General features: G+C 62.7%; 22 protein-coding genes and 1 tRNA gene. 9 read left to right on the top strand and 14 right to left on the bottom strand.

Annotated elements, in window-relative coordinates:
- The first annotated feature begins 45 nt into the window (after positions 1-45).
- Together VGN93_RS14615 and VGN93_RS14610 are read left to right on the top strand one after the other, a co-directional pair.
- The gene (locus tag VGN93_RS14615) at positions 46-897 is read left to right on the top strand and encodes an SDR family NAD(P)-dependent oxidoreductase (protein ID WP_327508024.1); all 852 of its coding nucleotides are present in this window, start codon (positions 46-48) and stop codon (positions 895-897) included.
- Between the two features lie 85 nt (positions 898-982).
- On the top strand, positions 983-1,624 hold the full coding sequence (locus VGN93_RS14610) for a LysE family translocator (protein ID WP_327508023.1): 642 nt from the start codon (positions 983-985) through the stop codon (positions 1,622-1,624).
- A 6-nt stretch (positions 1,625-1,630) separates the two neighbouring features.
- Here VGN93_RS14610 and VGN93_RS14605 read toward each other — a convergent pair whose 3' ends face one another.
- From VGN93_RS14605 to VGN93_RS14580, 6 genes are all read right to left on the bottom strand, one after another.
- The gene (locus VGN93_RS14605) at positions 1,631-2,236 is read right to left on the bottom strand and encodes a DUF1287 domain-containing protein (RefSeq protein ID WP_327508022.1); all 606 of its coding nucleotides are present in this window, start codon (positions 2,234-2,236) and stop codon (positions 1,631-1,633) included.
- A 59-nt stretch (positions 2,237-2,295) separates the two neighbouring features.
- Positions 2,296-3,090: an ABC transporter ATP-binding protein gene (locus tag VGN93_RS14600; protein ID WP_327508021.1), complete on the bottom strand. Its 795-nt coding sequence runs from the start codon at positions 3,088-3,090 to the stop codon at positions 2,296-2,298.
- Entirely contained in the window at positions 3,090-3,968 is an 879-nt protein-coding gene (locus tag VGN93_RS14595) for an ABC transporter permease (RefSeq protein WP_319324753.1), read from the bottom strand. The genes VGN93_RS14600 and VGN93_RS14595 overlap by 1 nt, the downstream gene beginning before the upstream one ends.
- A gap of 126 nt (positions 3,969-4,094) precedes the next feature.
- Entirely contained in the window at positions 4,095-5,048 is a 954-nt protein-coding gene (locus VGN93_RS14590; RefSeq protein ID WP_327508020.1) for an ABC transporter substrate-binding protein, read from the bottom strand.
- Between the two features lie 117 nt (positions 5,049-5,165).
- Complete coding sequence (gene rlmN / locus VGN93_RS14585) at positions 5,166-6,404, bottom strand: 23S rRNA (adenine(2503)-C(2))-methyltransferase RlmN (protein ID WP_327508019.1); 1,239 nt, start codon at positions 6,402-6,404, stop codon at positions 5,166-5,168.
- Positions 6,405-6,555: 151 nt separating this feature from the next.
- Positions 6,556-7,458: a LysR family transcriptional regulator gene (locus VGN93_RS14580; RefSeq protein ID WP_327508018.1), complete on the bottom strand. Its 903-nt coding sequence runs from the start codon at positions 7,456-7,458 to the stop codon at positions 6,556-6,558.
- 129 nt (positions 7,459-7,587) lie between these two features.
- Between VGN93_RS14580 and VGN93_RS14575 the strand changes: the two genes are divergently transcribed.
- A complete protein-coding gene (locus tag VGN93_RS14575; protein ID WP_327508017.1) occupies positions 7,588-8,988 on the top strand; it encodes an MFS transporter in 1,401 nt (466 codons plus the stop codon).
- A 113-nt stretch (positions 8,989-9,101) separates the two neighbouring features.
- Here the strand turns inward: VGN93_RS14575 and VGN93_RS14570 are convergent, their stop codons facing one another.
- The 3 genes from VGN93_RS14570 to tesB all read right to left on the bottom strand — a co-directional run bounded on the left by VGN93_RS14570 (position 9,102) and on the right by tesB (position 11,950).
- Entirely contained in the window at positions 9,102-10,463 is a 1,362-nt protein-coding gene (locus VGN93_RS14570; protein WP_319324746.1) for an ammonium transporter, read from the bottom strand.
- A gap of 31 nt (positions 10,464-10,494) precedes the next feature.
- Entirely contained in the window at positions 10,495-10,845 is a 351-nt protein-coding gene (locus VGN93_RS14565) for a P-II family nitrogen regulator (RefSeq protein ID WP_327508016.1), read from the bottom strand.
- Positions 10,846-11,062: 217 nt separating this feature from the next.
- Positions 11,063-11,950: an acyl-CoA thioesterase II gene (gene tesB, locus VGN93_RS14560; RefSeq protein WP_327508015.1), complete on the bottom strand. Its 888-nt coding sequence runs from the start codon at positions 11,948-11,950 to the stop codon at positions 11,063-11,065.
- A 100-nt stretch (positions 11,951-12,050) separates the two neighbouring features.
- Here tesB and VGN93_RS14555 point away from each other — a divergent pair, with 100 nt between their 5' ends.
- Positions 12,051-13,271 (top strand): ubiquinone biosynthesis hydroxylase, encoded by a 1,221-nt coding sequence (locus VGN93_RS14555; protein ID WP_414714095.1) that lies wholly within the window; start codon positions 12,051-12,053, stop codon positions 13,269-13,271.
- Between the two features lie 143 nt (positions 13,272-13,414).
- Here the strand turns inward: VGN93_RS14555 and VGN93_RS14550 are convergent, their stop codons facing one another.
- The 4 genes from VGN93_RS14550 to VGN93_RS14535 all read right to left on the bottom strand — a co-directional run bounded on the left by VGN93_RS14550 (position 13,415) and on the right by VGN93_RS14535 (position 16,004).
- Positions 13,415-13,603 (bottom strand): Trm112 family protein, encoded by a 189-nt coding sequence (locus tag VGN93_RS14550; protein ID WP_319324742.1) that lies wholly within the window; start codon positions 13,601-13,603, stop codon positions 13,415-13,417.
- Between the two features lie 10 nt (positions 13,604-13,613).
- Positions 13,614-14,294, bottom strand: coding sequence for an LON peptidase substrate-binding domain-containing protein (locus tag VGN93_RS14545; protein ID WP_319324780.1), 681 nt, complete (start codon positions 14,292-14,294; stop codon positions 13,614-13,616).
- 137 nt (positions 14,295-14,431) lie between these two features.
- On the bottom strand, positions 14,432-15,400 hold the full coding sequence (gene trxA, locus VGN93_RS14540; RefSeq protein WP_327508014.1) for a thioredoxin: 969 nt from the start codon (positions 15,398-15,400) through the stop codon (positions 14,432-14,434).
- Positions 15,401-15,494: 94 nt separating this feature from the next.
- Positions 15,495-16,004 carry a prolyl-tRNA synthetase associated domain-containing protein gene (locus tag VGN93_RS14535; RefSeq protein WP_327508013.1) on the bottom strand — a complete coding sequence of 170 codons (510 nt, stop codon included), beginning with the start codon at positions 16,002-16,004 and terminating at the stop codon, positions 15,495-15,497.
- A 217-nt stretch (positions 16,005-16,221) separates the two neighbouring features.
- On the opposite strand from VGN93_RS14535, the gene VGN93_RS14530 reads away from it, so the two are divergent.
- The 4 genes from VGN93_RS14530 to VGN93_RS14520 all read left to right on the top strand — a co-directional run bounded on the left by VGN93_RS14530 (position 16,222) and on the right by VGN93_RS14520 (position 19,002).
- Positions 16,222-16,296: transfer RNA gene (locus VGN93_RS14530), tRNA-Gly, on the top strand.
- Between the two features lie 143 nt (positions 16,297-16,439).
- Positions 16,440-17,195 (top strand): endonuclease/exonuclease/phosphatase family protein, encoded by a 756-nt coding sequence (locus VGN93_RS31320; protein WP_414714094.1) that lies wholly within the window; start codon positions 16,440-16,442, stop codon positions 17,193-17,195.
- A gap of 561 nt (positions 17,196-17,756) precedes the next feature.
- Entirely contained in the window at positions 17,757-18,095 is a 339-nt protein-coding gene (locus VGN93_RS14525; RefSeq protein WP_327508012.1) for a hypothetical protein, read from the top strand.
- Complete coding sequence (locus tag VGN93_RS14520; protein ID WP_327508011.1) at positions 18,082-19,002, top strand: Kiwa anti-phage protein KwaB-like domain-containing protein; 921 nt, start codon at positions 18,082-18,084, stop codon at positions 19,000-19,002. The genes VGN93_RS14525 and VGN93_RS14520 overlap by 14 nt, the downstream gene beginning before the upstream one ends.
- 44 nt (positions 19,003-19,046) lie before the next feature.
- Here the strand turns inward: VGN93_RS14520 and VGN93_RS14515 are convergent, their stop codons facing one another.
- A complete protein-coding gene (locus VGN93_RS14515) occupies positions 19,047-19,313 on the bottom strand; it encodes a helix-turn-helix transcriptional regulator (protein ID WP_327508010.1) in 267 nt (88 codons plus the stop codon).
- An 80-nt stretch (positions 19,314-19,393) separates the two neighbouring features.
- Between VGN93_RS14515 and VGN93_RS14510 the strand changes: the two genes are divergently transcribed.
- On the top strand, positions 19,394-20,122 hold the full coding sequence (locus VGN93_RS14510) for a hypothetical protein (protein ID WP_327508009.1): 729 nt from the start codon (positions 19,394-19,396) through the stop codon (positions 20,120-20,122).
- Positions 20,123-20,130 lie beyond the last annotated feature (8 nt).

The following is a 20,130-nucleotide window of genomic DNA, read 5'->3' as shown; positions in this document are numbered from 1 at the left end:
ATCGCAACCCATATTCGCCTCAGTGAACCATGGAAGGGGTGACCCATGACGAACATTCAAGACATCATCAAGCCAAGCAATGTCGCCGTCATCACCGGCGGTGCGTCCGGCATCGGGCTTGCCGCTGCCCGGCGCTTCGCCGAGGCCGGCATGTGCATCGCGATCGCCGATCGCAACGTCGATAGGCTGGGCGAGGCCCGCGCCGAACTGGAGGCCATTGCCGGCGAGGAAAACATCATGGCCGTGGAGACCGACGTCTCCGGCAAGGAGCAGCTGGAGGCGCTGGAACGCGCCGTGCTCCAGCGTTTCGGCCGCGTGCATGTGCTGATGAACAATGCCGGCATCCAGCCGGAAACCTCCATTTTCAGCGCTGAAGCAAACTGGAACCATATCCTCGGCGTCAACCTGATGGGCGTCATCAACGGCACCCAGACGTTCGGCCCGAACATGCTGGCCCATGGCGAACCCGGCCTCATCATCAATACCGGCTCCAAGCAGGGCATCACCACGCCGCCCGGCAACCCCGCCTACAATGTCTCCAAGGCCGGCGTGAAAGTCTTCACCGAGGCGCTCCAGCACGAGCTGCGCAACACCGAGGGCGCGAAAATTTCGGCGCACCTGCTGATCCCCGGCTTCGTCTTCACCGGTCTCACCAAAGGCGCCCGTACGGAAAAGCCGGATGCCGCCTGGACATCGGCCCAGACCGTCGATTTCATGCTGGACAGCCTGGCGCGCGGCGATTTCTACATTCTCTGCCCGGACAATGATGTTCCCCGCGCCCTCGACGAACGGCGCATGGCCTGGGCGATCGGCGACGTCATCGAAAACCGTCCACCGCTCTCGCGCTGGCACAAGGACTATGCAGAAGCGTTCAGGGCCTTCGTCGAGGGCGAATAACGCCCATCACAAAGCTTGATTGGTATTTTGCCGGAAGCCGGACTAGGGATTTCACAGTCCCTTCCGGCTTTCGAGACGCAACACCATGGATGTCCTGCCCACCCTTCCGACACTTCTCGCCTTCACGGCCGCAAGCCTGCTGCTCGCCGCCACCCCCGGCCCGGACATGACGCTGTCGATCAGCCGGGCGCTCTCGCAGGGCCGCGGCCCGGCGCTCTTCGTGGTGGCCGGCACCAGCCTCGGCATCGTCGTGCACACGCTGCTCGTCGCCTTCGGCATTTCGGCGCTGATCACCGCTTCGCCGACCGCCTTCATGATCCTGAAGACCGGCGGCGCGGCCTACCTGCTCTGGCTTGCCATCCAGGCGATCCGCTACGGCTCGAATTTTTCGGTCAAGACGGCCGCCGGCCCGCGCGGCACGGCGTTCTCGAACATTTCCAGCGGCTTCTGGGTCAACCTGCTCAACCCGAAGGTCATCATCTTCTTCATGACCTTCCTGCCGCAGTTCATCTCGGCCGGCGATCCGGATGTCACCGGCAAGCTGATCTTCCTCGGCCTGTTCTTCATCGTCGTCGGCATACCGATCAACATCCTCGTCATCTTCGCCGCCGACCGGCTTTCGACCTGGCTCCAGCGGAACCCGAAGGTGCTGCGCGGCATCGACTACACCTTCGCCGGCGTCTTTTCGGTATTTGCGATGAAGATTTTTTTCACGCAGGCGAAGTAGCGGCGGTCAGACCCCGTAGCGGTAGTGCCCGGTGATCTTGTAGGCAAAAAGCACGTCCTCCAGACGCGCACCCGCGCCGATATTGTGCACGACGAGCGGCCGGGCGCCATCGGACGCATGCTCGTCCGCCACGATGCCGATATGCGGCAGGTTGCCGGGCAACATCTGCGAGACGATATCGCCCGGCAGATAATCCGCGCCGTTCTCGCTCACCGCCAGTGCCGCGCCAGCCCGCTTGAAAAACGCCTGGAGGTTCGGCACCCGGCGATGATCGATGTTGCGATCCGTCTTCTTCAGGCCCCAGAGCGCCGGATAGGCGGAGAAGGCCCGCCTCATGTCCTCGTGCACCAGCACCTGGAGGTCAATGCCGAGCCCGTCGCGATAGGCGCGAACGAGCACATCGGTGCACACGCCCCGCTCCCGCGGCACGTCGCCGCCGGGATAATCGAGCCGGGAATAGGCCGCATCATAGGTCAGCGTCACGCCGACCTGTTTTCGTGCAGCGGCGACGAGCCGATCCGCCGCCCCCGTTTCCGCCCGCAAGAGTGCCGGCAGCGCGAGCACGAACCCGGAAGACAGGCCACCGGCCAGCAGCGTACGGCGAAACAGCATGAACATCCCCTAAAATCGACAGAGGAAAGCTGCTGCCGGATTCGGGCGCTTTGTGGGCGTCAGCCGATCAGCAGCGCATCGTCGTCGAGCGTCTGGCCGCGCATCTTGCGGAACATCGCGATCAGGTCCTCGACCTGCAACGTCTTGCGGCTGTCGCCCGAAACGTCGAGCACGATCTCGCCGCCATGCAGCATGACCGTGCGGTGGCCGTAATCGAGCGCCTGGCGCATCGAATGCGTCACCATGAGGGTGGTCAACTTGCGCTCCGAAACGATCTTCTGCGTGAGGGTCATGATGAACTCCGCCATGCCCGGATCGAGTGCGGCGGTATGCTCATCAAGCAGCAGCACATCGGAACCGGCAAGCGTCGCCATGACCAGCGAGACGGCCTGCCGCTGGCCGCCCGAGAGCAGGTCCATGCGGTCGCGCATGCGGTTTTCGAGGCCGAGATTCAGTTCGGCGATGCGCTCGCGAAAATGCGCGCGGCGCTGCGGGCCAAGCGCCGAGGAAAGCCCGCGCCGTTCGCCGCGGCGGGCCGCAAGCGCCAGATTTTCCTCGATGGACAGCGCGCCGCAGCTTCCCGTCAGCGGATCCTGGAAGACGCGGGCGACGCGGCCGGCGCGGGCGGCCGTGCCCTGGCGGGTGACGTCCACTGTCCCGATCTTCACCTGGCCTTCGGTGGCGATGACGTCGCCGGCCAAGACACCGAGCAGCGTCGACTTGCCGGCGCCGTTCGAACCGATGACGGTGACGAACTGGCCTTCTTCGATGGTCAGGCTGACGCCGTTCAGCGCCTGCTTCTGCAACGGCGTGCCCTTGCCGAAGGTGACCTTGATATCGGAAACGGAGATCATCAGGCGGCTCCCCCGCGACGAAGGCGCGGCAGCACGAGCGCCACGGTGACAAGCAGCGCCGTCACGAAATTGAGGTCGGAGGCCTGGAGGCCGAGGATGTCCGAAGAGAGCGCAAGCTGGATGGCGATGCGATAGAGGATCGACCCCAGCACGCAGCCGATCAGCGCTATCAGAATGCCCCGCGCGCCAAACAGCGTCTCGCCGATGATGACGGCGGCAAGGCCGACGACGATGGTGCCGACGCCGGAGGTGACATCGGCAAAACCGTTCGTCTGGGCAAAGAGCGCGCCGCCCAGCGCCACCAGCGCATTGGACAGCGCGATGCCGAAATAGATCTGCCGGTTGGTATCGACGCCCTGCGCACGGGCCATGCGGGCGTTCGCCCCGGTCGCGCGCATCGACAGGCCGGCATCGCTTTCCAGGAAGCGCCAGACCACCACGACGGCGACGAGAACGAGGATGCCGACGAACAGCGGGCGAACGTAAAAATCACGCAAGCCCAGGCCGAAGAACGGGCTGATCATCGTATCGGCATTGATCAGCGCGACGTTCGGCTTGCCCATGACGCGCAGGTTGACCGAGAACAGCGCGATCATGGTGAGGATCGAGGCGAGCAGGTTAAGGATGCGGAAGCGCACGTTCAGCATCGCCGTTACCAGGCCGGCGCCCGCACCGGCCACCATGGCGACCAAAGCGGAAAGCCAGGGATTGACGCCCGCGATGATCAGCACCGCCGTAACGGCCGCACCAAGCGGAAAGGACCCGTCCACGGTGAGGTCCGGAAAATCCAGCACGCGGAAGGCAAGGTAGACGCCGATCGCCACGAAGGCATAGACCAGCCCCAGTTCAACGGCACCCCAGAAGGCAATCAGGCTCACGGCTCGGCTCTCTCTTTTCAACCGTTCCGCGCCTTGGCGCGGGAGGGGTCTTTTTAACAGATCAACCGCTGCCGGGCGACCCGGCAGCGGTTGGCTGCGATTTCGGCTGTCCGGCGGACCGGCGGATTATTCGATGACGCGGGTCGCGCGGCCGACGACGGCTTCGGGCAGCGTCACGCCCATCTTGGTGGCGGCAGACTTGTTGACGACGAGGTCTGTGCCGGCCGCAACCTTCACGGCGATGTCGCCCGGGTTTTCACCCTTGAGGATACGCACGACGATCTCGCCCGTCTGGCGGCCGACATCCTTGTAGTTGAAGCCGAGCGCCGCGATGGCGCCGCGCGAGACGGAATCCGTATCGGCGGTGAACAGCGGGAGTTTCGCTTCCTCGGCGACGGCGACGGCACCTTCGAGCGCCGAGATGATCGTGTTGTCCGTCGGGATGTAGATCGCATCGGCACGGCCGATCAGCGCGCGGGCGGCACCCTGCACTTCGGCCGACTTCGTGGCAGCGGATTCGACGACCGTCAGGCCGGCCTTTTCGGCTTCGGCCTTCAGCACGGCGAGCAGCGATACGGAATTCGCCTCACCGGAATTGTAGAGGTAGCCGATCGTCTTGGCGTTGGGCAGGATTTCCTTGATCAGCGCCAGGTGTTCGGCGACCGGCGACATGTCGGAGAGGCCCGTGACATTGCCGCCCGGCTTGTCCATGTCCTTGACGAGCTGCGCGCCGAGCGGATCGGACACGGCCGTGAAGACGACCGGGATGTCGCGCGTCGAGGAGACGACGGCCTGCGCCGACGGGGTGGAAATGGGCACGATGACGTTCGGCTCTTCGCCGGCGAACTGGCGGGCGATCTGGGCGGCCGTCGCGGGATTGCCCTGCGCCGATTCGTAGAGGAAGGTCAGGTTCTCGCCTTCCTTGTAACCGGCCGCTTCCAGCGCTTCCTTGACGCCGTCCCGGGCGGCGTCAAGCGCCGGATGTTCGACGATGGCGGTCACGGCAACCGTGACGTCTTCGGCCTTCGCAGGCAGCGAAATCGCGAGCGTTGCCGCGAAAGCAAGCAGAAGTTGGCGCATGGAGGATCTCCCTAGAATGATTTTGGCCAGTTTCTAGGCAAAACGGGCCTTCAAATCAATTCTCGGAATCCGCTTGTTCGATCACAATTTCTGATAGGAAGCTGCGGCAAAACGGCCTCAGTCGTCCTCGCCGTGGCCGACGATCATCATCGCTTCGAAGGCCATGCGGTCGACCTTGCGCATGCGCTCGGATTCCGATTTCAACTGGCCGCAGGCGGCCAGGATGTCGCGGCCGCGCGGGGTACGGATCGGCGAGGCATAGCCGGCCTGGTTGATGAAATCGGCGAAACGCTCGATCTGCTCCCAGTCCGAACACTGGTAGTTGGTGCCCGGCCAGGGGTTGAAGGGGATCAGGTTGATCTTCGCCGGAATGCCCTTCAGCAGCTGGATGAGCAGCTTGGCGTCTTCCAGCGAATCGTTGACGTCCTTCAGCATCACATATTCGAAGGTGATGCGCCGCGCATTCGACAGGCTCGGATAGGCGCGGCAGGCGTCCAGCAGGTCCTTCAGCGGGTACTTCTTGTTGATCGGCACCAGCATGTCGCGCAGGTCGTCGCGCACCGCATGCAGCGAGATCGCCAGCATCACCCCGATCTCGGAGCCCGTACGATAAATTTCCGGCACAATGCCCGAGGTCGACAGCGTCACGCGACGCCGGGAGAGCGACAGGCCGTCGCCGTCGGTGGCGATCAGCAGGGCCGTCTTGACGCTCTCGAAATTGTAGAGCGGCTCGCCCATGCCCATCATCACGATATTGGAGACCTTGCGGCCTTCGGCGGGCGCGATCATGCCGGCCGGCGTGTCGCGGTCCGGAAAATCGCCGAGCCGGTCGCGCGCGAGCAGCAGCTGCGCGAGGATTTCCTCGGCCGTCAGGTTGCGAACCAGCTTCTGCGTGCCGGTGTGACAGAAGGAGCAGGTAAGCGTGCAGCCGACCTGGCTGGAAATGCACAGCGTGCCGCGGCCCTCTTCCGGAATGTAGACGGTCTCGATCTCGACCGGACGGCCGGCGCCGCGCGGCGGGAAGCGCAGCAGCCACTTGCGCGTGCCGTCGGCCGAAACCTGCTCCTCGACGATTTCCGGACGGGCGATCGTGAAATGCTTCTTCAGCATTTCGCGCATGTCCTTGGAGATATTGGCCATATCGTCGAAATCGGAAACGCCGCGCACATAGAGCCAGTGCCAGAGCTGGCTGACACGCATCTTCACCTGCCGCTCGGGAATGCCCTTCTCAGCGAGCGCCCGGCCCATATCCTCGCGCGAAAGGCCGATCAGCGACGGCGTCTCAGTGGCCGGAAGGGTGCGGACCACCGGCGCCTTGACCGGCTCGGCCGTGTTCAGAAAATCCATGCTTGCCATCGGCTCATCCTCAGGAACAGGAAACGCCGGCGCAGGCTTTTGCGTCGCAAACGGTTCATGCTCGACAAGAAGTTCATTGCGGGCCGCTCAGCGCCGCTCGATGCAGCGCGAAGCCCAGTTGCCGGCCCTTTAGCATTGTTCCGACAGAAAGTCACCTGCCTTGCCGGTCGGCGCAGACCTCGCGCAGGCAGGCCCGCAGCCAGCGGTGCGCCGGGTCGGCGTCCATGCGCGGATGCCAGAGCATGGAGACGGTGAATTCCGGCAAGTCGACCGGCAGGGCGAAGCTTGCCATGCCCTCGCGAAACCGCGTCGTCGAGCGGTCCGACACCTGCGCGATCAGGTCCGAGCTTCTGGCAAGCGCCACGGCTTCGGAAAAGCTCGCGACGGTGACCGCGATGGTGCGCTTGAGGCCGATGCGCTCCAGCGCCTCGTCCACCGGGCCACGCTCGCGCCGTCCCCGCGACACCACGATATGGTCGCCCTGCGCAAAGCGTTCCGGCGTCATGGGGCCGTCGAGCAGCGGGTGCCCTTTCCGCACGACGCCGATGAAACGGTCGCGTAGAAGCGCCTGCGCCCGGACCTCCGGTCCCGTCGTGCCGCCGATCACGCCGGTTTCGATGTCCACCAGACCGTCGCGCAGCGGCGTGCTCTCCTTGTCGGGTTTCGGCACGAAGCGGAGCTTGACCCCGGGCGCCTCCCGCAAGACGCGCGCCAGCAGCGCCGGCCCGAACGTATCGACGAAACCCTCGCGGTTGCGCAGCGTGAAGGTGCGCTCGAGGCGCCCGAGGTCGAGGATTTTGGCCGGCCGCAGCAGCATCTCGGCCTCCGCGACGACCCGGCCGACCGCGTCGCGCAGCTCCAGTGCCCGCGGCGTCGGCACGAGGCCGCGCCCGGCGCGCACGAGCAGCGGATCGCCGGTCACGTCCCGCAGCCGCGCCAGCGCACGGCTCATCGCCGAGGGGCTGAGCCGCAGGCGCTGCGCCGCGCGCGCGACATTGCCCTCGGCCAGCAGCACGTCGAGCGTGACGAGAAGGTTGAGATCGGGTCGCGACATGGCGGGATCCTAACACGCCCGCGAGAAGATGACATGGCGTCAAACGCACGAATAGAATGCAAATGATGCGCGTTCCGCCATCTCTGGCGACGGCCTATCTGCTTCTCAAGAAACCGCAAGGAGCAGACGATGAACGACACGCAAACCCCAACGGCAAACCGGAACAGGGCGGGCGCGCTCGCCGGCCTCTCGCTCTGCATCCTTTTGTCCTCGCTCGGCACCAGCATCGCCAATGTCGCCCTGCCGACGCTGGCGGAGGTGTTTTCCGCCTCGTTCCAGCAGGTCCAGTGGGTGGTGCTCGCCTACCTCCTGGCAAGCACCGTGCTGATCGCCAGCATCGGCCGCCTCGGCGATCTCCTCGGCCGCCGCCGGCTGCTGCTCGCGGGCCTCGCACTGTTTTCCGCCGCCTCGGCGCTCTGCGGCTTCGCGCCCTCGCTGCCGCTGCTGATCGCCGCGCGCGCCGCCCAGGGGCTTGGCGCCGCCGCCATGATGGCGCTCGCCATGGCCTTCGTCAGCGAGACGGTGCCGAAGGAGCGTATCGGCAGCGTGATGGGCCTGCTCGGCACCATGTCCGCCGTCGGCACGGCGCTTGGCCCCTCGCTGGGCGGACTGCTGATCAGCGGCTTCGGCTGGCCGGCCATCTTCCTCGTCGCCGTGCCCCTCGGCCTTCTCGCTCTCTTGCTGGTCCAGCACTTCCTGCCCGCCGACCGCGGCGCGGCCGCAGCCGGCCGTTTCGACCTCCTCGGCACCGGCCTGCTGGCCGCCACCCTCTCGGCCTATGCGCTGGCGATGACGGCGGGCCAGGGCCGGCCCGGCGGCGTGAACGCCGCCCTCATCGCAGCCTCCGCCATCGGCGCCATGCTCTTCGTCCTACGGCAGCGGCATGCCACCTTTCCGCTGATCCGGCCGGCCGCCTTTCGACGCCCGGGTTTCCCCGCGAGCCTCGCGGCCAACGTGCTCGTCGCGACGGTGATCATGGTGACGCTGGTCGTGGGACCGTTCTACCTGTCGCGCACGCTCGGCCTCGGCCCGGCGGAGGTCGGCTTCGTGCTGGCGATCGGCCCCGTGGTTTCCGTGTTGACCGGCTTTCTCGCCGGCCGCCTCGTCGACCGTTTCGGTGCCGCCCCCATGGTTGCCGCCGGGCTCGCCACGATGGCGACGGGCGCCGTGGCCATGCCGGTGTTTTCCGCGCTCGTCGGCCTACCCGGCTATATCGCGGCGATCGTCGTGCTGACGCCCGGCTACCAGCTCTTCCAGGCCGCCAACAACGCCGCCGTCATGACGGACATTGCCGCGGACGAGCGCGGCGTCATCTCGGGCCTGCTCAACCTGTCGCGCAATCTCGGCCTGATCACCGGCGCCTCGCTGATGGGCACGGTCTTCACGCTGGCCGTCGGCACGAAGGACGTCGCGGGCGCCGGCGCCCCGGCCGTGGAGACGGGCATGCACGTCACCTTCGCAGTGGCCGCCGCCCTGCTGCTCGCGGCGCTGGCACTCGCCGCACCCGGCCTGAAGCGCGCCGCCGCCTGACGGCCGCACAAACAAAAAGGCCCGGACCTTTTGGGGCCGGGCCAAGGGCGGCATAGTTTCCTATGGCCGCGACGGGACGTTTTGCGGCGGCCGCTGGAGCCGCCGCGAAGCCCTTAGGAGTGGTAGGCCGCTTCGCCGTGCGAGGAGAGGTCGAGGCCTTCGCGCTCGGCTTCGACGGAGACGCGCAGGCCGACGACCATGTCGACGATCTTGTAGAGGATCGCCGAGACGACGGCGCACCAGACGATCGTGATGAGAACCGCGATGATCTGGGTCGTGGTCTGCGACGCGATCGAGAAGTCGGCGGCGCCGGTGCCGCCGAGCGACGGCGCGGTCAGGATGCCGGTGCCGACAGCGCCGATGATGCCGCCGATGCCGTGGACGCCGAAGACGTCCGCCGTGTCGTCGTAGCCGAACTTGTTCTTCACGGTCGCGACGAAGAAGTAGCAGACCGGCGAAGCGATGAGGCCGAGTACGATGGCGCCCATCGGGCCGATGGAGCCGGCAGCCGGGGTGACGGCGACGAGACCGGCGATCATGCCGGACGCGGCGCCGAGCATGGAAGCCTTGCCGCGGGTGAAGGTTTCGACCAGCGACCAGGCGACGATCGCGCCGGCCGTTGCAAGGAAGGTGTTGATGGTTGCGAGAACCGCACCGCCCGAAGCTTCCAGGTTGGAGCCGGCGTTGAAGCCGAACCAGCCGAACCACAGCATGGCGGCACCGACGAGGGTGAGCGTCATGGAGTGCGGCGCCATCATGTCCTTGCCGAAGCCGGTACGCTTGCCGACCATGATCGCGCCGACCAGGCCCGCAACACCGGCATTGATGTGCACGACGGTGCCGCCGGCGAAGTCGAGGGCGCCCATGCCGAAGATCAGGCCGTTGGCATCCCAGACCATGTGCGCGATCGGGAAGTAGACGAAGGTGGCCCAGAGCACGGTGAAGAGCACGGCGGCCGAGAACTTGATGCGCTCGGCAAACGCGCCGATGATCAGCGCCGGGGTGATCGCGGCAAACGTCATCTGGAAGGCGATGAAGGCATATTCGTAGATCACGACGCCGTCGGTGAAGGTGGCAGCCGTGCTGTCAGCCGTCACGCCGGACAAAAACAGCTTTCCGAAGCCGCCGAAATAGGCGCTCGTCGAGCCGCCGAAGGCGAACGAATAACCGTAGACGACCCAGACGATCATCATGACGGCACCGATGACCGTGCACTGCATCAGCACGGACAGCATGTTCTTGGCGCGCACCAGGCCGCCGTAGAACAGGCCGAGGCCCGGAATGAGCATGAACAGAACGAGGATGGTGGCAAGATACATGAAGGCGGTGTCCGCCTTGTCCGGAACGGGCGCGGCTGCGACGGCCTCGGTGGCGGCCGGTGCGGTTTCCTGCGCGAAAGCGACAACCGGCGCAAGAACGGCCGTCGTGGCAGCGGCCACGCGGGCGAGGGTATGGGAAAGCTTGAATGACGACATTTTAAAAATGCTCCCTGAATATGCCGGTTGCTTACAGCGCTTCGGAATCGGTTTCGCCCGTGCGGATGCGCACGGCATGGTCGATGGAGTAGACAAAGATCTTGCCGTCGCCGATCTGGCCGGTCTTGGCGGCAGACGCGATCGCCTCGACCGCCTTGTCGACGAGGTCGCCAGGCACGGCGATCTCGATCTTCAGTTTCGGCAGGAAGCTCACGGCATATTCGGTGCCGCGGTAGATTTCCGTATGTCCCTTCTGGCGCCCGTAACCCTTCACTTCCGTCACGGTCAGGCCCTGGATGCCAACGGTGGTGAGGGCCTCGCGCACCTCATCGAGTTTGAACGGCTTGATAATGGCCATCACAATTTTCATCTGGTTTCCCATCCTTCGTGCTTGTCCCCCAGCCGGGGCCATCTCTCCTCGCCGTTGGCAACGTTCATCACCACGACTGGAAGCTACACATTCAAGGGGCGTGCCAGATTCGAATGGACCGGCTAAGCTTCTGAAATCAAATCGATAAAAATGCCGGAGATGTTGCGGCGCAAAATTTCACCAGCGCATATGATCAAAAAATAGGCGTTATTGGAATATTGGGCAAAATTTAGTCAGTTGCCTTTTTCCGAATCAGCCCTTCCTGGGCGACGGAGGCAATGAGGGTGCCGGTGCGGGTGAAAATTGCGCCACGGATCATGCCGCGCCCGCCGAAGGCCGAGGGGCTGTCCTGGCTGTAGAGCAGCCAGTCGTCCAGCACCGGCGGGCGGTGGAACCACATGGCGTGGTCGAGGCTCGCCACTTGCAGCGTGCGGTCGAGCACCGAGGTGCCATGCGCGAAGAGCGAGGTGTCGAGCAGCGTCATGTCGGAGAGATAGGCGAGCACGGCGGCTTGCAGGTGGCGTTCGGCGGGCACGGGACCTGTCGTGCGCACCCAGATGTTCTGGCGCGGCTCCAGCTTCTCCCGCGAAAAATAATGGTCGAGCGAGACGGGGCGCAGCTCGATCGGCCGCGGGCGCTGCCAATAGGCGCGGATATGGTCCGGCGCCTCGGTCATGAAGCGTTCCTTGAGGTCCGCCTCGCCGAGCAGGTTTTCCGGCTGCGGCACGTCCGGCATCGGCGCCTGATGCTCGAAACCGTCCTCGTCGTCCTGGAACGAGGCGGTCATGAAGTAGATCGGCTTGTCGTGCTGGATGGCGACGACCCGGCGCGTGGCGAAGGAGCCGCCGTCGCGGATGTTTTCCACGTCGTAGATGATCGGCACGGAGGGATCGCCCGGCCGCACGAAATAGGCGTGCAGCGAATGCACGAAGCGGCCTTCCTTCTCCACCGTGCGGGTCGCCGCGACCAGCGCCTGGCCGATCACCTGCCCGCCGAACACCCGCTGCCAGCCGACCTGCGGGCTCTTGCCGCGAAACAGCCGGGTTTCCAGCCGTTCCAGGTCGAGCGTCTCCAGCAGGAGGTCCATGGCGGGGTTTTTTGCGAGCTGGCGCGACATTTGGACATTGCTCCCCAAGGTAGGAATGCGGTTCTTCCTCCTCTATATAGAGGGGCAGGAGACCTCAAGCGGCCAGGAGAAGACCATGTCTGAAGGCACCATGCTCGACGTGCTTGTCGCCGGCGGCGGTTATGTCGGCCTGTCGCTCGCCGTCGCCATCAAGAAAGCCGCGCCGCATCTCGCCGTCGAAGTCGTCGACGGCGCGCCGGACCATGTCTGGCAGAAGGACGAACGTGCCTCGGCGATCGTGGCGGCCGCGCGCAACCTGCTCGACGTGCTCGGCGTGTGGACCGAGATCGCGCCGGAGGCGGAGCCGATCCGCCGCATGGTCATCACCGATTCGCGCACGGCCGATCCCGTGCGCCCCGTCTTCCTCACGTTCGAAGGCACCGGCTCCGGCGACGACGGCCAGCCCTTCGCCCATATGGTGCCGAACCGCACTATCACCGGCAGCCTGCTGCGCCAGGCCGAAACTCTCGGCGTTGCGGTGCGCTGGGGGACCTCCGCGGAGGGTTTTGCGACCGGCCTGCACACGACCACCGTGCGCCTCTCCGACGGCTCCGAACGCCAGACCCGCCTGCTCGTCGCCTGCGACGGCGTGCGCTCGAAGCTGCGCGACATGGCCGGCATCAAGACCGTGCATTTCGACTACGGCCAGTCCGGCATCGTCACCACGGTCGAGCATGAGCGCCCGCATGACGGCACGGCGGAAGAACATTTCCTGCCCGCCGGCCCCTTCGCCACCCTGCCGCTCACCGGCAACCGCTCCTCGCTGGTCTGGACCGAACGGACGGAGGATGCCCGCCGCCTCGTCGAGAGCGACGACCTGGTCTTCGAGGAAGAACTGGAGCGCCGCTTCGGCCACAAGCTGGGCCCCCTCAAGGTCGCCGGCGGCCGCCGCGCCTTCCCGCTCGGCCTGACGCTTGCGCGTGCCTTCGTCGGCCCACGTTTCGCGCTTGCCGGTGACGCCGCGCATGGCATTCACCCGATTTCCGGCCAGGGCCTCAATCTCGGCTTCAAGGATGTGGCGGCGCTCGCCGAAACCATCGTCGAGGCCGACCGCCTCGGCCTCGATATCGGCGCGACGTCGGTGCTGGAGCGTTACGAGACCTGGCGCCGCTTCGATACTGTGCGCATGGGCATCACCACCGATGTGCTGAACCGGCTGTTCTCCAACGACGTGACGCCGCTGCGCGTGCTGCGCGATGTCGGCCTCGGCATGGTGGATCGCCTGCCGGGCCTCAAATCCTTCTTCATCCGCCAGGCCGAAGGCACCTCCGGCAGCGGACATCCGCGCATGCTGGTCGGCCAGCCGATCTGATTGGCGGCTTATTGCCAATCCGCCCCGCGCCGTCATCCTCGGGCTCGACCCGAGGACCCAGACGGCACTCGCGACATGGATGGTCGGGGCAAGCCCGAGGATGACGGAAGAGAGGTAGCCAGGCTTTTGCCGGCACCCGGCACTCAGTCCTTGATTTCACGCGCCTCGGAAATCAGCATGATCGGAATGCCGTCGCGGATCGGATAGGCAAGTTTTGCTTTTTCGGAGATGAGTTCGCCGGTCTCGGCATCGTAGCTCAGCCGGCCCTTGGTCAACGGGCAGACGAGAAGTTCGAGCAGTTTGGGATCGACCCGGCTGGTGCTGGCATTCATCGCGGGCACTCTATTGCAGCATCGTGTCGACGTCGCCGTATTCGCGCGCCAGCACGATCTCGGTGATGGCGATCAGGGTTTCCGCGCGTGTCTTGAGGTCGGGCGCTTCCAGCAGCGCCTGCTTTTCCGCCGGGCCGTAGGGCGACATCATCGCCATGGAATTGACGAGGGTCATGTTGCTGGCGCGCTCCACGCTCTCCCAGTCGGCTTCCAGCTTGTTGGCGTCGAGATAGGCCTTGAAGGCGGCGAGCAGCGCGTCGCGGTCGACGCTCTGTTCGTCGTCGCTTGCGGTCAGATCGGTGATGAAGGGGGCGATGTGGAAGCTGCGATAGGATTTGTCGTCGCGCCGCTCTTCCAGCAGCCGGTAGCGGCACACGCCGGTGAGCGAGACGATGTAGCGCCCGTCGCCCGTTTCGGCAAAGGAGGTGATGCGGCCGATGCAGCCGACCTGGCAGAGCGCCGGCGTGTCGCTCGAGGCATCGTCCACCTTGTCGGCGCCGAAGACGGGCTGCACCATGCCGATCAGCCGGTGGGAGGCGAGCGCGTCGTCGAACATCGAGAGGTAGCGCGGCTCGAAGACGTTGAGCGGCAGCTGCCCGCCGGGCAGCAGCAGGGCACCCGTCAGCGGAAAGACGGGGATGGCCTCAGGCAGGTCCGCCGGCTTCAGATAACGCGCATTTCCCACATGCATGGCATTGCCTTCCCATTCCGCGGCCATTCCGCAGCACGGCGAACCATCTCCCGCCCTTCGCCATGGCGCCTCCCCGGAATGTGGGGTAGGCGCGGCGTTTCTCAAGGGACGCCGTGCCATTCCGCGGCAAAAAAGCCTCAGGAAAACAGGATCGACGACAGCTTGCGCCGGGCGGCGATCGTCGCCGGATCCTTGGGGCCCCAGACCTCGAAGAATTGCAGCAGCTCGCGGCGCCCGCCGTCGTCGTCGAAGGCGCGGTCGTGTTTCATGATGTAGAGCAGGTGATCGGCCGCCGCCTGGCGGTCGCCCTCGACATTGCGGATCTTGGCAAGCTTCAGCCGTGCCGCATGGTCGTCCGCATTCAGCGCCAGCGCCTGTTCGAGCGCCGCCGGATCGCCGAGCTTGCGGGCCTCCTCGATCTGGTCGAGCTTCTTGAGGACCGCCGCGACGGCGGGATCGGCGGTGACCGCTTCCGGCGCGTTGCCGAGGATCTGGCGGGCATTTTCCGGCTGGCCGGCGGCGATCATGCATTCGGCGATGCCGGCCAGCGCCAGCGGGTTCTCCGGATCGGCCTGCAAGAGCGCGCCATAGAGATCGGCCGCACCCGCGAGATCGCCCGCGTCAAAAAGGGTTTTCGCTTCGGCGAGCAGCGCCTCGATCTCTGCCTTTTCGTCGGCGCCCGCGGGGCCGGCGACCTTGTCGATGAATTCGCGCACCTGGCTTTCCGGCACGGCGCCCATGAAGCCATCGACCGGTCGGCCGCCGACGAAGGCGATGACGGCGGGGATGGACTGGATGCCGAGCTGGCCGGGAATGGAGGGATGGTCGTCGATGTTGAGCTTGACGAGCTTCACCCGGCCGGCACTCTCGCGCACGACCTTTTCGATGATCGGCTGGAGCTGCTTGCACGGGCCGCACCAGGGCGCCCAGAAATCGACGAGCACGGGCTGCTGGCGCGAGGCCTCCAGAACGTCACGCGAAAAATTCGCCGTCGTCGTGTCCTTGACGCTGTCATCCGCCGCCGGTGCCGCGCCGCCGCCATAGCTCGCCGAAACGTTCATCTGCCCGCCATAGGACGATGCGTAGGGGTTGTCGCTTGCACTCATGGTCTGCTCCTGTGGCGCGCGCGTCGCGCCTTCGATCCTCGTGTCCGGCGATCCTCGTATCCGGCCCGGAAAGTACCGCCCCTCAAATCGTATGTCAGGACGTGACTTTCAAGACAAGCGGCTCGTGTCCCGTCGCCTCGATGAAGCGCAGAAGATCCTTCGAACCGATCGAGGTCGTCGCGTCGTTGCGCAGCGGGTGGCCGTTGATCGTATCGTAGGCCATCAGGTCCGCGTCGATGATGATCTTCACCTGGCGTCCCGCATCGTTGATCACGCCGAAGGCGGTGACGGCGCCCGGAATGACGCCGAGATATTCCATCAGTTTTTCCGGCCTGCCGAAGGAAACGCGGCTCGACGCGCCGATGATCGTGTGCACCGTCTTCAGGTCGACCGTGGCATGTTCCTCGACGGTCATCAGGAAGTAGTTGTCCTTCTTGTCCTTCACGAAGAGGTTCTTTGTATGGCCGCCGGGGATCTCGTCGCGCAGCGCCACCGATTCGGCGACGGTGAAGACCGGCGCGTGTTCCCTGGTGCTGTGGGCGATGCCGAGCCCATCGAGAAACTGAAAAAGATCCTTGTCGGTCTTCGGCTGCTTGTCGGTCATTTGGCTCGTCCCGGCGTAATTTGGTCCTGCCCGCTGATAGGACGTCCGCCGCCCGCGCGCAACCGCCTGAAAATCCGCGACTTTGAAAGTCGTCGCGATTTTTTCTGCAAAAACTGACATTTCCCTGTTGCATTTGGAAAGGGCTTGAGCGATATAGCGCCCGTCGCCGCAACGCAGCGACCTTCGGCCACCGACTACCCCAGGCCGTAGACGATGAGCGGGTGTAGCTCAGGGGTAGAGCACAACCTTGCCAAGGTTGGGGTCGAGCGTTCGAATCGCTTCACCCGCTCCATTCTTCCTAAGATGCTCAAAGCCTCGGTTCGCCGGGGCTTTTGTGCGTTTTGGCACGGTTGATGCCGGAAGGGCTGAAAACGCCCTCTTTGGCCACGGTTACCGCACGGTTACAGGTTCGCGGCTTCGACTCGATATGCAATCATGGCGTCGGACAAATTCATTGGCACCACGGATATATCGATGCGAATCTCCTGCTGGAATGTCGAATGGCACCGCCGCACGTCATGGGCGGGTCAACGGATTATTGAGCGGCTTCTGGCGGACGAACCAGAGATCATCTGTTGCCCTGAGTCGTACACCGACTTTCTGGGAACCGGGTGGCATGGCATTTTCAGCCAGGCCGACTACGGCTACCCAATCAAGCTCGGCAGACGGAAGGTGGCGCTCTGGAGCAAGAATCCCTGGCACGAGATCGATGATTTTGGATCTGCTGAACTGCCATCAGGCAGATATGTTGCAGGCCTAACCGACACCAGCCTTGGTCGCGTCAGAGTGGTGGGAGTGTGCGTACCTTGGGAAAGAGCCCACGTTAAGACAGGTTACAGGAATCGGGCGCCTTGGGAGGATCACGTCACGTACCTGCGCGGTCTTAGGCGAGTTCAGAGAATCGAAAACTCTCCACACCCCGCATTGATAGTCGGAGACCTCAATCAGCGTATCCCGCGTCGTCGCTCGCTCGAAACAGTGTTTCAGGAACTAGAGGGCGCCTTGGCTGGATTTGATATCTGGACACAAGGTTCTCTTCCCGGCCTTGAGCATCAGCCTGTCTGCCACATCGGAGGCAACCATCGTTTTCGAGCAACGTCACTTAAAGGATATACACGGCAGAGCTCTGGCAAGCCACTTAGCGACCACGATGGGGTATCTGTAACGGTTGGTGTGTCGTCGCTCACGTAGGGTTTTAAGAGGCGAGCCGAAAAGTGGTTTGGTCGGCTTAGCCTCTCTAGCTTTCAAAGCCTCGGGTCGCCGTGCTTTTGTGCGTTTGGGCGCGGTTGAAGCCGCGATGCGCGGAAACGGCAGGGAGAGGCGTGGTTACCGCAGGGTCACAACCAACACGCGGCTGGCCAAACGGCCACGTTGCGCACTTCAATTGGGAAACAACCCAAAGTACGAATTTTCTGGCAAGCCAAATCTTCACGTGCTTTATTGGAAACATGGAGGATGGGGATGAAATTACGCGTCTGGGCCGCAGTCTTCATTTTTATAGGGTCCTATCTTCCTCTGTCGTTGATTCTGCTCGCGCAAGATTTCGACTATCAGGCTCTAGGATCAAAGATTTGTATAGATTTCTGGTCGCAAGGGAGTCGATGCACATTGCCATTTGCTCATCCTGCGCTCTCAATATCTATATTTGCAGTTTGCTTTACATGCCTACTGTTTACGGTATTCGTCTTGCGAGCTGTGCAAGTTAAGCGCCCAATTAAAATCCTTAGCCGTACCCATATACCATCAGAGCTGATGAACTATACACTACCATATGTCGTTTCCTTTATGGGTGTAGGGTACAACGAAACCGGTAAATTCGTAGGCATAATAATATTCTTAGCTTGGATGTTTTGGATAACATACAAGTCTGGTCAAATAATATTGAATCCTATACTTCCTGTCTTCGGTTGGCGACTCTATGAAATAGATTATTCCCATATTGGTGGGAAAAACATATTGAAAGCGTCGGCGCTTATTCAGGGTGAGCTGGATGAGGGTGGCCTTGCACAGCACGAATACATTCAAGAAATTATGATCGTGCGCGCTAAGCTTATGAAAAGCGGAGGAAGGGGACCGAATGACGGCACTTGATGATATTAGAGCGTTTGGTATTGCGGACTCGGATGTTGCACTCTGGACTTTTAAGAAACAGTCTCCGAAGGGGGAGCCGCCTCAGTTCAATGGTCATTGGGTGGCCACAACGGACGAAATGGATTCCGAACTCCGAGGAATCGTAGCCCGCCAGCTTAGGGACACCCTAGAAGAGAGGGAGTATGGGCTCTTAGCTGAGAATAACGAATCGAGCGTTTTGCGCATCACGCTGGAAGAAACCCATGCGGGCTTGATCGAAGATGAAATAGTCGGGGAAATTTACAAAAGGAAAGTTAAAGATGTTAAGACACTTAGGAACTGCTCATTTTATGTAATAAAACTAACGAACGGAGAAAGCGTTTTATATTGCGCAAAAAAGACAGATTCTTCTTGGAGGACGAAGTCCGCGTTCAATACTATCACTGCTATATTCAATGAAAAGCACCTCGATGTAGTCTCTGATGAAGATTTTAAAATTCATAAAAGTCTGGACTTTTTCTGGATGAACGAAGAGGTGCTAGTGAGCGAAAAAAGTAATTTCGAATCTATACTGAATTACAAGGAGGCGCATGAAAAAGACTATGCCGAAATGATAGAAGAGAAAGAATTTCTTGAAGTTTTCTCCGACGTAACTGTTATGACCGAATTTGTCGGAACAAATAAGATAAACCTTCGAAGAATGTCAGCCATACGACAAAAGAAGTTCTATAAGAACAAATCTTTCATGGATAATCTTCGAAAAAACTACAAGAGGTTTAATCTAGATATTGCGTTTGATAAAGATGGCCGCTTTGTGCCAACCCCGGAGAATTGCCGGGAGATTATCTCTGCCCTGCTTGATCATAGGCTGATTTCTGGATTCTCGGGTAATATTTACGACGTTCAGGACGCAACTCCGGTCTCATAATTTGGTTTGCGTGTACTTTGCACAGAATCACGGAATGATGACGATCAATGCTCTTCGTTTTCCGCGACCTGAATTATTTGCTGCGGATCGGCTTCCAGTGCGCGACAAATCAAAATGAACTCCGCCACATCAAGTCGTCGTTCTCTTAGTTCGACTTTCGAGACAAAGGTCTGGCGCTGCCCGATACGCATTCCTAACTCCGCCTGCGTCAAACTCGCAGCTTTGCGGGCTTGGACAAGGAGATCAATTATTCGGTGGTAAAAATCTGAACGTATCGAAGACAAAGGAAGCGCCAGTGCGAGGACCAGCACTTCAATAAGACCCGATTTTGGAGTACCCCAAATTAGGGTATTCGATAATACTGCACGCGCGACACGATTCGGAGGCGCGCGTGAAGGACCAGTACGTCGGGGACATCAACGATTATCGGAAATATGCGCTGCTACGGGCGCTGTCGTCAGGCGGCGAGAATCGCATCGGCGTCTGCTGGATGCTGACGCCGTCGGACGGCGGGATGGACGGCGGCAAGCTCGCCTACCTTCAGCAGCCTAACCGTCATCGCGACGTCGATCCGGAGCTGTTCGATATCTTGGCGCATGCCGCCGCCACACCGGAGCGCCGCCGCTTGGCGACCATAGAGAATAGCGGTGCCATTCCCGGCGCCCTCTACCAAAACGACCTGCTGCCCGATGAGCTTGCCGCCCGCCATACCTTCATGGGCCGCTGCGCATACGCCTTCCGCGACGTTGACCTGATCTTTTTTGATCCCGACAACGGCTTGGAGGTATCGTCGCTGCCGAAGGGCCGGAAGAACTCGTCCAAGTATCTGTATTTCGACGAGGTGGCAGCCTTCTATGCGTCGGGAAAGTCCCTGCTGATCTATCAGCACTTCCCCAGAGTCGAGCGATCGGTGTTCCTTGCCCGCTGTGCTGAGCGATTGCGTTCCGTTGCGCCCGGTGCTTCTCTATGGGCATTCACCACCGCCCACGTCGTCTTCCTCCTGCTACTGCACCCGGCCAGCCCTGCCCGCGTGCATTCCGCCGCCGATGCTGCCTGCATGCGCTGGGCGCCGGAGTTCATATCCGGACGGTTCCTAGGTATCGAACCGCAGACCCCATAATTGACGGC

The sequence above is a fragment of the Shinella sp. genome (genome assembly GCF_035998705.1).
Lineage (GTDB): Bacteria > Pseudomonadota > Alphaproteobacteria > Rhizobiales > Rhizobiaceae > Shinella.
Note: the sequence above shows the minus strand (reverse complement) of the source record. Positions and strands in the feature narration are given on the sequence as shown.

Coding starts and splice junctions, on each gene's coding strand:
- VGN93_RS14615 (WP_327508024.1), top strand. CDS start 46: ATGACGAACATTCAAGACATCATCAAGCCAAGCAATGTCGCCGTCATC.
- VGN93_RS14610 (WP_327508023.1), top strand. CDS start 983: ATGGATGTCCTGCCCACCCTTCCGACACTTCTCGCCTTCACGGCCGCA.
- VGN93_RS14605 (WP_327508022.1), bottom strand. CDS start 2,236: ATGCTGTTTCGCCGTACGCTGCTGGCCGGTGGCCTGTCTTCCGGGTTC.
- VGN93_RS14600 (WP_327508021.1), bottom strand. CDS start 3,090: ATGATCTCCGTTTCCGATATCAAGGTCACCTTCGGCAAGGGCACGCCG.
- VGN93_RS14590 (WP_327508020.1), bottom strand. CDS start 5,048: ATGCGCCAACTTCTGCTTGCTTTCGCGGCAACGCTCGCGATTTCGCTG.
- rlmN (WP_327508019.1), bottom strand. CDS start 6,404: ATGGCAAGCATGGATTTTCTGAACACGGCCGAGCCGGTCAAGGCGCCG.
- VGN93_RS14580 (WP_327508018.1), bottom strand. CDS start 7,458: ATGTCGCGACCCGATCTCAACCTTCTCGTCACGCTCGACGTGCTGCTG.
- VGN93_RS14575 (WP_327508017.1), top strand. CDS start 7,588: ATGAACGACACGCAAACCCCAACGGCAAACCGGAACAGGGCGGGCGCG.
- VGN93_RS14570 (WP_319324746.1), bottom strand. CDS start 10,463: ATGTCGTCATTCAAGCTTTCCCATACCCTCGCCCGCGTGGCCGCTGCC.
- VGN93_RS14565 (WP_327508016.1), bottom strand. CDS start 10,845: ATGGGAAACCAGATGAAAATTGTGATGGCCATTATCAAGCCGTTCAAA.
- tesB (WP_327508015.1), bottom strand. CDS start 11,950: ATGTCGCGCCAGCTCGCAAAAAACCCCGCCATGGACCTCCTGCTGGAG.
- VGN93_RS14555 (WP_414714095.1), top strand. CDS start 12,051: ATGCTCGACGTGCTTGTCGCCGGCGGCGGTTATGTCGGCCTGTCGCTC.
- VGN93_RS14550 (WP_319324742.1), bottom strand. CDS start 13,603: ATGAATGCCAGCACCAGCCGGGTCGATCCCAAACTGCTCGAACTTCTC.
- VGN93_RS14545 (WP_319324780.1), bottom strand. CDS start 14,294: ATGCATGTGGGAAATGCGCGTTATCTGAAGCCGGCGGACCTGCCTGAG.
- trxA (WP_327508014.1), bottom strand. CDS start 15,400: ATGAGTGCAAGCGACAACCCCTACGCATCGTCCTATGGCGGGCAGATG.
- VGN93_RS14535 (WP_327508013.1), bottom strand. CDS start 16,004: ATGACCGACAAGCAGCCGAAGACCGACAAGGATCTTTTTCAGTTTCTC.
- VGN93_RS31320 (WP_414714094.1), top strand. CDS start 16,440: ATGGCGTCGGACAAATTCATTGGCACCACGGATATATCGATGCGAATC.
- VGN93_RS14525 (WP_327508012.1), top strand. CDS start 17,757: ATGAACTATACACTACCATATGTCGTTTCCTTTATGGGTGTAGGGTAC.
- VGN93_RS14520 (WP_327508011.1), top strand. CDS start 18,082: ATGACGGCACTTGATGATATTAGAGCGTTTGGTATTGCGGACTCGGAT.